Origin of the sequence: Butyrivibrio sp. XPD2006 (assembly GCF_000420865.1) — a bacterium.
Classification (GTDB): Bacteria; Bacillota; Clostridia; order Lachnospirales; family Lachnospiraceae; genus Butyrivibrio.
This window is the reverse complement of sequence record NZ_ATVT01000004.1, coordinates 130805-144118: the sequence shown is the minus strand read 5'-3', so window position 1 is coordinate 144118 and position 13314 is coordinate 130805. Positions and strand designations below refer to the sequence as shown.

The 13314-nt window shown below is 45.5% G+C and carries 9 protein-coding genes; 8 read left to right on the top strand and 1 reads right to left on the bottom strand.

What is annotated here, in order from left to right; translation table 11 throughout:
• Positions 1 to 10 precede the first annotated feature (10 nt).
• From G590_RS18610 to G590_RS0106315, 5 genes are all read left to right on the top strand, one after another.
• On the top strand, positions 11 to 724 hold the full coding sequence (locus G590_RS18610) for a glycosyltransferase (protein ID WP_022764838.1): 714 nt from the start codon (positions 11 to 13) through the stop codon (positions 722 to 724).
• Entirely contained in the window at positions 721 to 1950 is a 1230-nt protein-coding gene (locus tag G590_RS0106330) for a protoporphyrinogen/coproporphyrinogen oxidase (RefSeq protein ID WP_022764837.1), read from the top strand. The genes G590_RS18610 and G590_RS0106330 overlap by 4 nt, the downstream gene beginning before the upstream one ends.
• Before the next feature lie 18 nt (positions 1951 to 1968).
• Positions 1969 to 4137, top strand: coding sequence for a hypothetical protein (locus G590_RS0106325; RefSeq protein WP_022764836.1), 2169 nt, complete (start codon positions 1969 to 1971; stop codon positions 4135 to 4137).
• A 267-nt stretch (positions 4138 to 4404) separates the two neighbouring features.
• Entirely contained in the window at positions 4405 to 5718 is a 1314-nt protein-coding gene (locus G590_RS0106320) for a carbohydrate-binding protein (protein ID WP_022764835.1), read from the top strand.
• Positions 5719 to 5905: 187 nt separating this feature from the next.
• Entirely contained in the window at positions 5906 to 8386 is a 2481-nt protein-coding gene (locus G590_RS0106315; protein ID WP_022764834.1) for a glycogen/starch/alpha-glucan phosphorylase, read from the top strand.
• A gap of 45 nt (positions 8387 to 8431) precedes the next feature.
• Here G590_RS0106315 and G590_RS0106310 read toward each other — a convergent pair whose 3' ends face one another.
• The gene (locus G590_RS0106310) at positions 8432 to 9346 is read right to left on the bottom strand and encodes an AraC family transcriptional regulator (protein WP_022764833.1); all 915 of its coding nucleotides are present in this window, start codon (positions 9344 to 9346) and stop codon (positions 8432 to 8434) included.
• 127 nt (positions 9347 to 9473) lie between these two features.
• Between G590_RS0106310 and G590_RS20480 the strand changes: the two genes are divergently transcribed.
• The 3 genes from G590_RS20480 to G590_RS0106295 all read left to right on the top strand — a co-directional run bounded on the left by G590_RS20480 (position 9474) and on the right by G590_RS0106295 (position 13290).
• Complete coding sequence (locus tag G590_RS20480; protein WP_155828731.1) at positions 9474 to 10718, top strand: 5-bromo-4-chloroindolyl phosphate hydrolysis family protein; 1245 nt, start codon at positions 9474 to 9476, stop codon at positions 10716 to 10718.
• A gap of 46 nt (positions 10719 to 10764) precedes the next feature.
• Positions 10765 to 11937 (top strand): toxic anion resistance protein, encoded by a 1173-nt coding sequence (locus G590_RS0106300; protein ID WP_022764831.1) that lies wholly within the window; start codon positions 10765 to 10767, stop codon positions 11935 to 11937.
• Between the two features lie 189 nt (positions 11938 to 12126).
• On the top strand, positions 12127 to 13290 hold the full coding sequence (locus tag G590_RS0106295; RefSeq protein ID WP_334291210.1) for a galactokinase: 1164 nt from the start codon (positions 12127 to 12129) through the stop codon (positions 13288 to 13290).
• The last annotated feature ends 24 nt before the right edge of the window (positions 13291 to 13314 follow it).

Genomic DNA, 13314 nt, shown 5'->3' with positions numbered 1-13314 from the left:
TGGCGCTTAGATGAAAAAAACTATAATTGTTATGCCCGTTGCAAACGAGGGTGATACCATGGGGCAGGTCCTGGATAGAATTCTGGGACTTCCCTATGATAATCTCAGCATCTATCCGGTGGTGGATGACTACAGCACCGACAATACAGCTGAGGTGATCAGAAGCTACGAGCACACGGGACGTGTAAAATGCATATATTTTAAAGAGAGTACCGGCGTTATAAGCTGTTATCTTGAGGGCTTTAGAAGAGCTCTTGAAGATGGTGCAGAGCAGATCATTGAGATGGATGGAGGCGGAAGCCATAAACCCGAGGAAATCCCGCAGTTCATTGAGAAGCTTGGTGAGGGCTATGACTGCGTTTGGGGCTCTCGCTTTGCTGCCGGCGGAGGAATTGAGAATCTTCCGTTGTATCGCAGGGTACTAAGTGGTGGCGGAACATTTCTGGCAAACCTTGTGCTTCACACAAGGCTCAAGGATATGACCAGCGGATTTGAGGCATTTAAGGCTGAAGTTCTCCGGAATATGAATCTTGATGCATTTCTTTCAACGGGTCATATGTATCAGACAGAGATGAGATATTACTGCCGTGATCTTAATACGGTGGAAGTTCCTATCCATTACACGGGCAGCAGTTCTTCTTTGAAGTTTAAGTCAGTTACAGAGGCACTCAGAATTCTTTTTATGTTAAAAGACAATGAGAAAAGGGTTAAGAAATTACCATGAAGACAAAGTATCTGATTCTCGGAGCAGGCCCTGCGGGGCTATCTTTCGCCAATGTGCTCAGGCAGCGCGGCGAAGAAAATTTTACGGTAATTGAAAAAGAAGCGCAGGCCGGCGGACTGTGCAGGTCACAGGATGTAGATGGTTCTCCTCTTGATATCGGAGGAGGCCATTTTCTTGATGTTAGGAGACCTGAAGTTTGTCGGTTTCTTTTTGGCTTTATGCCAAAGGATGAGTGGCGTGAATATGACAGGGACAGCAGGATCCGCTTTACACCGGGATTTGTTCCGGATGCAGATAAGCGCGAATATGAGATCCATCATCCCTTTGAGGCCAATCTGTGGGAGCTCCCTGAGAATATTCAAAAGCCTTTCCTCGACTCCATAGCAGCTGCAGGATGTAATGCTGGGCAGGAGATGCCTGAAAAGTTCGTGGACTGGATCAGCTGGAAACTCGGAGATCTCATCGCCAAAGAGTACATGCTTCCTTATAACATGAAGATGTTTGGTGATAATCTCAACGCGCTTGGTACATACTGGCTCGAAAAGCTCCCCAATGTAAGTTATGAGGATACGCTTAAGTCCTGCAGAGAAAAAAAGGCCGCCGGTTCACAGCCGGGACACGCACAGTTCTTTTACCCAAAAGAATACGGTTACGGCGAGCTGTGGCTCAGGATGGGCAAGGCGCTTGGTGAGAGGCTCATTACAGGTGTCAGCGTCACTGAGCTTAGTCCTGCCGACAAGAGAGTTACGCTCTCGGACGGAACCGTTATAGAGGCAGAAATAATCGTGTCGACAGTTCCGTGGACATCCATGAAGCTGACAGGTGTTCCGCAGGAAATCACAGATGCTGTCAGCAAGCTCATCCACACATCAATTGAAGTTACTTATCATCCTGAAGACATGAACACAGACGCGCAGTGGATATACTATCCAAGCAACAACATGGACCATCACAGGATACTGGTTCGCGGCAACTTCTATGAGGGAGCTAAGGGCTACTGGACAGAGACCAGAACCGAGAGATATCACGCGCAAGCCGGAGATATCAATTTCCACATGGAATATGCTTATCCTGTTAACACGATAGACAAACCGAAAGCAATAGATAGTATACTTAGATATATGAAAGGGTGTGGTGTCTATGGCCTTGGCCGTTGGGGCGAGCATAATCACTACAATTCAGATGCTACGGTCGAGCTGGCAATGAAGCTGGCAAAAGAGCTTTAAGACCGGTTTGGGGTGCATATGACAAATTCAAAAAAGCTTTCAATTACAAAAATTATTGGAGTAGTCCTGGCAGTTGTGGTCTGCCTTGGACTACTTTTTGTTCTTCAAAAACAGGTGCCGGGGTCTGTCAGGACCGGAGATATTCTTCCGAGACTCGGAAAAGAACCGGTTTATGTTGAAATGAAGAGCGGGGAGAGCATGACATTTCCTTATACTGCGGGCGATAATTACTGCGTTCAGGCTCTTAAGGTACTCATGGTCAATACCGATGTTCCGACAGGAACTACTGAGGCAACGGTTGATGTTAAGGTTCAGGATGCTCAATCCGGGGATACTCTTTCGGATGCGGTCATTGATATTTCTGAAATTGAGGCCGGTTCATGGCATGATGTATCAATGTCTTTTGATATGGAGAAGGGTCGGACGTACAGCTTCACCTTCACAGCCAACAACTGCGAGCCTTACTTTATGAAGGTTGCAGGATATGAGATGGGAATTTCTGCAGGGTTTATGGTTGTCCTGGATGACCACGTGACACTTGCCGAGATGTTTTATTTCTCTGCGCCGCTGGTGATCATACTTACAGCGCTTTTTGTGCTGTACATGATCTTTGGTGGTTCGCTTTTTGCCGGGATTGCAGGGGTGCTTGCTTCAGCGGGATTTAAAAAGATCTGGAACATGGCATTTCTGGCAGCTTTGTTTGCAGCTGTTTCTCTTAAGATCTATCAGGCCGGATTTATGGACGGTGTATATATTTCCGCTGATTCAGACGGGTATCTCAGAGAGGCGGTTAATCTTGTGGCCGGCAATGGCTTTTCCTATGAAGGACTGGCCGGATATAACAGTCATTTCGCCAATTGGCCTATCATTTACCCGGCTCTGATCGCAGCTATGATGACGATTACAGGAACCGGAGCGTATCTTGCCAGCAAGTTTGTGGCAATGGCCATCGTTGCTCTGATATTTATTATCCTTTGGGCTGAGTTCAGGGACAGAGCATGGCTATATGCCCTTGCTTTTACCAATATAGGATTTCTTACACTATGCTACTACACCTGGAGTGAAGTGCCTTTTGAGCTGTTTCTTCTTCTGCTTGCTCTGATGCTTGGGAAGATTGTGAGTCAGGATAATCCCGGAATCAGGCACTATGTGCTTCTTGGCGTATTTGGAACAGCAGCGTTCCTTACAAGATACTTCGGAATATATGCCTGGTTTGTTGCGGGATTCTACTGGATTGTCATGCTTATTGGATATATAAAGGGCAGGAAAAACGGTCATGAGAGCGGAGCTGTTTTTGGAAAGCTCAAAGGTCTTTTCATAAGCGCTGCATGCAGCGGAGTGGCTTGCGTATCATACCTTGTGATGAATAAGTTAAGGAACGGATACCCAACCGGCGTTGCAAGAGGAACCTGGTGGGATGACTATGTTACTCTGACAGATGACCTTTTTAACAGTCTTGTGACGGAGGTGTTCAATGTCTTTTCCCTGAGCGTTCCTGAGTATATAAGTGAGATGTCCATGGGCTACAAGGCTTTGTTTGTACTGCTGGTTATCGTGCTAATCGCAGTTGTTGTCAGAATGTGCCTGGATAAGGGCATCATGAACAGAGGAGCGGTCCTTGTTGCAATGGCGGCATTTTACTACGTGATGTTTATTGTTGTCAGGTACAGATCCAGCATGGATACCTTCTATTTCAGGTTCTTTGCTCCCGCTACGGTCCTTCTGGTTATGGGGATCATAGACCTGGTGTTGGAAAAGAGATTGCTGCCGGAGCAGCTTCTTGGGGTTATGGCAGCCCTTATGAGCGTCATCACTGTGGTTTCGCTGATTGATATGGCAGACAAAGCCGGAGACTGGGCAGGACAGAACACTTATTATGACATTACCTGCGCCGAGTGGGATGAAGCTTACAAGGAGATACCCGTAAAGAGCACGATCATCTGGAACGATATCGACTACAGGAGCTCCTGGTACAGGCCTGATGTATATAACGGCGAGCTTTTGCCGGACGATACATGGCAGAGCCTTACTGACAGGTACAGCCCGTCTGAATATATCTGTATGAAGAGAGAGGACGCTGTGGCAGTCGCAGAGAGCGGAGAGTACGATGAGACTCTGACAAAAGAGCTTGAGAAGGCTGTTGAGAGTACCCCAAGCGGAAACAAGTACATAGTTATAGGCAATTGAGTGTTTTAAACCGGTGAGGATTAGCCCCGTTCTGAAAGGAATGGGGCTTTTTTTGCCCGAAATCAGGGCGTTCTAAGTCTCCTCCAATAACGAAACTTTTATTTTAAGTAAAAAGGACTACTTTTTGACCGAAAAGATTGTGACATTTTTTGTAACAAATTAGTGGTTTACTTAAACGTTTTCTGCTACAATTGTCTTACTCGAGGATGTATATTTATAAATTGTGTACGCAATTACGTGAAAAGTAGTGGTATACGGAGGTGAAGTATGAAGAAAATTGTAACATTTGCCACGAGTTTATTCCTGGCAGGGGGATTAGTACTTTCAAATTCAGTAACATCTTTCGCAGCACCAAAGATTGATCCTTATAACACAGTTCAGGCAGAGCTTATGTTTGAGAGCTCAGGAGTTGAAAAAGAAAAAGGAACTCCCGGACAGGTTTATGTTAAGGGAATTGATAAAGGTGATTATTTCAAAGTTTCAGATGTTTATTTCGATAAAGGTGTTGGAGCCATTACCGTTCAGGTAAAAGCAGATGGCCCATCAGTTCTTGAAGTCAGAAAGGGCAGTGCTGACGGCGAGAAGCTTGCAAACGTTATGGTTAGCAACACAGCCGGCGAGTTTAAGGCATTTACAGCAACAATGACAGGTGTTGATGAAGGCCTGAATACTCTTTACTTTGTTGGCGCAATGGGCAGTGTTGATTTCGATTATTGGTCATGCACACAGAAGAAGGAGATGCCTCCTGTTCCTGTGGTTGATCCGGAGCCCGAACCTGAGCCCGAGCCAGAACCACAGCCGGAGCCTCAGCCTTCCACAGTCAGCCCTTATGAGACTGTAGAAGCAGAAGCATCAAGTGAGCTTAACGCAGCAGTAGTTCTTTCAAAGAACGGCACACAGTATGCTTGCATCAGACAGAACGGCTATTTAGTAGTTAAGAATGTAGACTTCTCACAGGCAGAAGGTGCATTTTCAGCAGTAGTTGCAACAAACGCAGCAACAGCACTTGACGTAAGACTTGATGGTGTTGACGGAACACAGATTGCATTTGCAAGACTTTCAAACACAAACAATGAGTTCGCAACTGTAAACGCTAAGGTTACACAGGTTGATGGAACACATGACGTTTATCTTATAGCTAAGCTTGGAACAGTTAATGTAGATTCCTGGAAGGTTCTTGCAAAACCCGGACAGCAGGATCCGGAGCCCGAACCCGAGCCACAGCCTGAACCAGAGCCCGAGCCACAGCCTGAGCCAGAGCCGGAACCTCAGCCGGAGCCACAGCCTGTAGTAACAGGAGATCTTGGCCTTGAGTATCAGATCAACAGCTGGGGAACAGGTTATACAGTAAACTTCAGGGTTGTTAATAAAGGTAATGTTGTTAACGGCTGGAAGCTTAAACTCGCTAAGAGCGATGTTGTGATCGATTCAAGCTGGTGCGTAAAGGTTGCATCAGAGGGCGATTACTATGTAATCACACCTGAATCCTGGAATTCAACAGTAGGAAACGGTCAGACAGCAGATTTCGGTATCCAGGGAAGCGGAGCAATTGGAAGCAGCATTTCTTATACACTTGAGTGATTGAATGATTGAATAATTTGGGAAAACATGGCAGGGGCTGCCCACATATAGTGGGTAGCCCTTGTTGTATGCTGATTTTAGGGATTCTTTATAGAAAAGAGCGTCCATTTGCGGTAAAATATAAAGGTGTACATATTATTTGTACAATTCAGACAGGTAAGAGTAACAAATTCTTTGAGGAGGGAACATGAGAAAGAAAAAGCTTTCTTTTGACAAGGATCTTTTCAAGAGAAGTGTCCAGTATAACGTAAAGACCCTTTACAGAAAAACGATGGAAGAGGCTACGCCTCAGGAGCTGTATCAGGCTTCGGCATATGCTATCAAGGATGCCATAGTTGATCATTGGATGACAACACAGAAGGCAGCTGCCGAACAGGATCCAAAGATTGTTTACTATATGTCCATGGAATTCCTTATGGGCAGGGCATTTGGTAATAATCTTATCAATCTCCAGGCTTATAAGCCTGTTAAAGAAGCTCTTGATGAACTCGGCATAGATGTAAATCTTGTAGAGGATCAGGAACCGGATCCGGCTCTAGGGAACGGTGGTCTTGGAAGGCTTGCAGCTTGCTTCCTTGATTCGCTCTCAACGCTTGGATACATGGCCTATGGCTGTGGAATCCGCTATAAATATGGTATGTTCCGCCAGAAAATCCATGATGGTTACCAGATTGAGGCTCCTGACAACTGGCTTGAGAACGGAAATCCTTTTGAACTTAGAAGAAATGAATACGCTAAGGAAGTTAAATTTGGCGGTTATGTGAACATGCACACCGATGAACGTGGAAGAACCGTGTTTACACAGGAGGGATATCAGGTAGTTAAGGCTGTACCATATGATCTTCCTATTGTTGGATATGGAAACGGTGTTGTTAACACGCTCAGGATCTGGGACGCTGAGCCTGTTCAGTGCTTCCAGCTTGATTCCTTTGATAAGGGCGATTATCAGAAGGCTGTAGAGCAGGAGAACCTTGCCAGCCAGCTATGTGAAGTCCTCTATCCCAACGACAACCATATTGCGGGAAAAGAGCTTAGATTAAAGCAGCAGTATTTCTTTATCTCTGCTTCGGTTCAGACCGCGATAAAGAGATATTTAAAGCATCATGACGATGTAAGAAAATTCTATGAGAAGGCAGTGTTCCAGCTCAATGATACCCACCCGACAGTGGCTGTTGCAGAGCTTATGAGACTGCTTATGGATGAGTATTATCTTTCATGGGACGAGGCCTGGGAAGTTACGATCAAGACATGCTGCTATACAAACCACACAATCATGGCAGAGGCTCTTGAGAAGTGGCCGGTAGATCTTTTCCAGAGACTGCTCCCGAGAATCTATCAGATAGTAGATGAGATCAACAGAAGATTCGTTGACCAGATCATGCGTAAGTACACAAACCATGCAGGAATTGATGTTCAGGCCAAGATAAGAAGTATGGCTATCCTCTATGATAACCAGGTTAAGATGGCTCATCTTGCCATTGTAGGAGGTCATTCGGTAAACGGTGTTGCCAAGCTTCATACCGAGATCCTTGAAAAGAGAGAACTTAAGGACTTCTACGAGATGATGCCCGAGAAGTTCAACAACAAGACTAACGGTATCACTCAGAGAAGATTTCTTTTGCATGCAAATCCGCTCCTGGCAGACTGGGTTACTGACAAGATCGGGGACGGCTGGATAACAGATCTGTCTGAGATGGAGAAACTCAAGGCATTTGTTAACGACAAGAAGGCCCTTGAGGAGTTCATGGACATAAAGTATCAGAACAAGAAACGTCTTGCCGCGTACATCAAGGAGCACAACGGTGTTGATGTTGATCCCAAGTCAATTTTTGATGTTCAGGTTAAGAGACTTCACGAATACAAGAGACAGCTCCTTAATATCCTTCAGGTAATCCATAAATATAACGATATCAAGGCGCATCCGGGAAAAGATTTTTATCCCAAGACTTATATCTTTGGAGCAAAGGCAGCAGCCGGATATCTTACAGCCAAGCTTACGATCAAGCTCATCAACTCCGTTGCGGATGTTGTTAACAATGATCCCGATATCAAGGGCAAGCTCAGGGTTGTATTCATTGAGGACTACAAGGTTTCCAATGCAGAGCTTATATTTGCTGCAGCTGACGTATCAGAGCAGATTTCAACTGCAAGTAAAGAGGCTTCCGGAACCGGTAACATGAAGATGATGCTCAACGGAGCGGTAACTCTTGGAACCATGGACGGAGCCAACGTTGAGATCGTTAATGAAGTTGGTGAAGAGAACGCTGTTATCTTCGGACTTACCTCCCAGGAGGTTATGGACTATGAGAGAAACGGCGGATATAATCCGATGGATATCTACAACAGTAATCCTAACGTTAAATCTGTTCTGGATAAGCTGGTGGACGGTACTTTCTCACAGGACAGAGAGCTCTTCAGACCGCTTTACAACTGCCTGCTTAACACCATCAACTCCAACAAGGCAGATCAGTACTTCATCCTTAAGGACTTCGAGGCATATCTTGAGGCTCAGAGGAGGATCACTGATGCCTACGCTGACAAGAAGCGCTGGGCTAAGATGTCACTGATGAACACAGCATGCTGCGGTAAGTTCTCATCTGACAGAACAATTCAGGAATATGTTGATGAAGTATGGCATCTCGACAAGCTTCAGATTGAAGTAAAATAAGATAATACGATAAGAAAGCCCTCCACAACGCGTGGAGGGCATTTTTTAGTTGGGATCGTTGGATTCCAAATGTCTTTCTTCGATAAGTTTTTCCACCTGCAACAGATGCTCCTTGCTGGCAGCCTGGGAGTCACTCTTTGGAAGCGACTTCCTGTACTGGGACGGAGACATCTTTTTCTCCTGGCGAAAAGCTTTGGAGAATACAAGAGGGTCCGAATATCCGCATGATATGGCTATTGATTCGATGGAAAGCCTTGTGAGCTGTAAAAGTTCAACAGCCTTGGCAATGCGGTAACTGGTCAGGTACTGCTGTGGGGATATCCCAAGGGTCTTTTCAAAAAGAGTGTACAGATAGCTCCTGTTGATGCAGACATAATTGGCAATATCAGAGACCTTGATCGGATTGCAGTAGTTGCTGCGGATGTAGTCCTGAGCCTTGGTCACATAGTCATTGGCACTTCCCTGATCGCTTTTTGCTGTAACGCTGATGCCGGAGGCTATGACTGACAAAAACATTGAGAGCAGACCGTTTCTTCTGAGAACATCTTCTACACTGAAGGTATTGTGGTCCATCATGTCTTTTACCAGGTCATAGATGTCCTCGCTGGCTGTGCTCTTAAAGACCGGTTGATTGACGGAGAGCCCCAGCTGAGACACAATGGCCTGAGCCCTGTTTCCGCCAAAGCCTACCCAGGCATAGGTCCATGGATCTTTGTCGTCAGCGACATAATAGGCAAGTTCATCCGGGACAATCAGGAATCCGTATCCGGCCTTTAGCGGATAAGTCTTGCCGCCCATAGTGAATTTCCCTTTCCCGCTCAGACAGTAGTGGATCATGAAGTGAGGCTTAAGAGCCGGTCCGAAACTGTGCCCCGGAAGCGTCTGGGAGAGGCCGCAGCAATATACGTAAAGATCATCTGATTCTTCTGTATTAAAGAGTAATTTGTATGCTTTTTCCATAAAGTTATTGTAATATGCAAATTATAGGGCTTCAAGTGACAGAAGCAGTAATTGTCTTTTCCTTATTTTTACTGTACAATGTAAGTTGCATTTTGATAATAGCTTCAAAGTGTGAAAGGATGTAGTTTTGGCAAAAGATATACAGGAATTTTTACAAGCAGGAAATCAAATATTGGACAGTGTTTCCAGCGCTATTGACAGGAATGACTACAGTACGCTCCATGCAGATGTTGCAAGGGCAATCAAGTCCGTCAACATAGAGAGAAGAGTCAACTACGCAAGTCAGATGGGACAAAACGGACAGAGGGCGGCCAAGGCTCAGCCCAGGATAATCCCGTTCTTCCAGAAGAGGATCAGCAAGTACCTCGGAGTACCGCAGATGGTCTTTACAGGAGCCATCGGATCTTTCGTCTTCATGAGTTTTCTTGGAGCGCTGCTTACAGGATCTGTAGGGGGAATCATTGCAACCGGACTTATTACAGCAGGCTGTACTTTTGGATTCTTTAGGGGAATGAAGAAATACGACCTTGCCAAGAAGTATTACCAGTACGGAAACATCTTGGGTGAGGCTGAATACTTCAATATAGCAGATCTTGCCAAGGTCGCAGTTAAGGGCGACAAAGAAGTATTAAAAGACATCAAGGGAATGATAAAGCTTGGCTTCCTTCCCAGAGCAAGGCTCGACAGCACTGAAACGGTCTGCATGGTTACAGACAGAGCATACGAGCAGTACCTCGGAGCTCAGCAGGACAGGATTGCAAGAGAGCAGAGAGAAAACGAGCAAAAGAAAGCCGAGATGGAGCAGCTCAAGGCAAGGAATGCCGAATATGCCAAACTTCCCGAGGCGGCTATCTCAATCCTGGAAGAGGGCAAAGAGTATATCAACTTTGTAAGAGGAATAAACGACAAGATTCCTGATACGGAAGAGCTTTCAAACAAGCTTTACAGACTTGAAGAGATCATGAACAGGATCTTTGCACAGGTTAAAAAGGATCCATCCAGTGCAGATGAGCTTCACAAGCTGATGAATTATTATCTGCCCACAACCAAGAAGCTTCTTAATGCTTATGTGGAACTGGATAAAGAGCCTGAGGTTGGAGATAATATTACCAAGACCAAGCTTGAAATAGATGCAGCTATCGATACCATCAACATGGCCTTTGAAAATCTTCTGGACAGCCTGTTCCAGGATATGGCATGGGATATCTCATCGGATATTTCTGTAATGAAGACTATGATGGCTCAGGACGGTCTTACCAATGAGAGCCAGGGCTTTTCGGCACAGGTTATGGGCATGAGCGCAGGAGCAGCTCAGGCGCAGGCACAGATTCAGTCACAGGGCGGAGCACAGACTCTGACCAAGCCTGAATAATTTGTAAATGATTTTATATGAATATATAGTTTTTAGGAGGATGACAATGGGAGCAGAGTTAGAATTCGGAGCAGCACCTGCTGCACCATCACTTAGTTTCGGAGCAGAGGCTCAGACAGCGGAGGCACCTGCAGCACAGGCAGCGCAGGCAACACCTGAAGCTGAGGCATCAAACGGAAACATCGCACTTGAGGCACAGCTTACTGCTGAGGAACTCAAGCAGGTTGATGAATTCAGCAAACAGATCGACATTTCCAATACCACAGGTGTTATGAACTACGGTGTTGGCACACAGAAGAAGCTTGCAGACTTCTCAGAGAAGGCTATCGAGAATGTCAGAACCAAGGATATGGGCGAAGTTGGAAACATGATCACAAATCTTGTTACCGAGCTTAAAGGTTTTGAGATCGAAGAGGATGAGAAGGGAATCAGAGCTCTTTTCAAGAAGAGTGCCAACAAGTTTGAGGGCATGAAGGCTAAATATGCCAAGGCTGAAGTTAACGTTCAGACAATCGCCAACGAGCTTGAGAAGCATCAGGTTACGCTTCTTAAGGACGTTGATGTACTTGATAAGATGTATGACCTCAACCTCAACTACTACAAGGAGCTTACAATGTATATCCTTGCAGGTAAGAAGAGACTTGAGGAGGAGAGAAGCACAACTCTTGTAGAGCTTCAGAAGAAGGCTGAGCAGTCAGGACTTCCTGAGGATGCAGAGGCAGCCAAGGACTTCGCCAACAAGTGCGACAGATTCGAGAAAAAGCTCTATGATCTCGAGCTTACAAGAACAATTGCAATGCAGACAGGTCCTCAGATCCGTATGGTACAGTCATCTGACACAATGATGGCTGAGAAGATCCAGTCTACAATTGTTAATACAATCCCGCTCTGGAAGAACCAGATGGTTATCGCTATGGGTATCGAGCACGCTACTCAGGCTGCAAGAGCAGAGAGAGAGGTTAACGATATGACCAATAACCTTCTTAGAAAGAATGCAGATGCTCTTAAGGTTGCTACAATTGAGAGTGCTAAAGAGGCTGAGAGAGGAATTGTTGATATTGAGACTCTTAAGCATACCAATGAGTCCCTTATCTCAACTCTTGATGAAGTTCTTAAGATCCAGACTGAAGGTAAGGCTAAGCGCCGTGAGGCTGAGGCTGAGCTTGCTCAGATCGAGAACCAGCTCAAGGATAAGCTCATCGAAGCAGCTAAGAACTGATAAGTGTTTAAAAATAAGATTGCTACATGCGCCCTGTGACCGATTGGTCACGGGGCGTATTTTTTAACATTTCGACAGGTTATGTGAACAATGTGGTATGGAAAATAGCTGATTAAGAAGGTATGATTATGCCATAAGACAATTCAATTTATTTGTAACAAACAGGAGGGTTATATGATCGATCAGGAGATGAAGAAAGCGGTCCTTGAAAACTTTGAGAAGGTTTTTGGAAAAAACGATAAGGTAAAGGCTTATTTTGCCCCGGGCAGAGTAAATCTTATCGGAGAGCACACCGATTACAACGGCGGACATGTTTTTCCCTGCGCGCTGACAATCGGAACTTACGGCGCTGCTGTTAAAAGAGATGACAACAAAATGAGGTTCTATTCTGTTAATCAGGACAGACGCGGAGTTGTCGAGACATCTCTCGATGATCTTAAGCCCTATGATGAAGCCGGCTGGACCAACTATCCAAAGGGAGTTGTTTGGGCGTTTGAAAAGAGAGGCATGAAGCTTGATACCGGATTTGATATGGTCATTTACGGAAATATCCCTAACGGTTCCGGTCTTTCATCCTCAGCATCCCTTGAGGTACTCACAGGATTTATCTTAAGAGACCTCTATGGCTTTGATGTTGCCAACCAGGATATAGCCCTTATCGGACAGTATTCAGAGAACAATTACAACGGCTGCAACTGCGGAATCATGGATCAGTTCGCTGCAGCCATGGGTAAGGAAAACAATGCGATCTTCCTCGATACTGCCGATCTTTCTTTTGAATATGCACCTATCGCACTTGAGGGTGCCAAGATCATAATCACCAATACCAATAAGAAACATAAACTGACAGATTCCCAGTACAATGCAAGACGCAGTACCTGCGAGGCAGCTCTTGCAATTCTTCAGAAGAGCCTTGATATCAAGACTTTGGGAGATCTTACTATTGAAGAGTTTGAAGCCAACAAGCACCTGCTTACAGACCCTGATATGCAGAGGAAGGCAAAACACGCTGTATATGAGAATCAGCGTACAATCGAAGCTGTTAAGGCTCTTAAGGCCGGTGATATCAATCACTTCGGTGAGCTGATGAGACAGTCTCATGAGTCTCTCAGAGACGACTATGACGTAACAGGTGTAGAGCTTGATACTCTTGCCGAGGAAGCATGGAAGATTCCGGGAGTCATCGGTTCACGTATGACAGGCGGCGGATTCGGAGGCTGCACTGTTTCTATTGTCAAGGATGAAGCCATTGAGAACTTCAAGAAGACAGTAGGCGAGAACTACAAAAAGAAGATCGGCTATGACGCTACTTTCTATACTGTAGAAATTGGTGGAGGCCCACAGGTTTGCTAAGTTGGAGTGATCCGTATCTTGAGG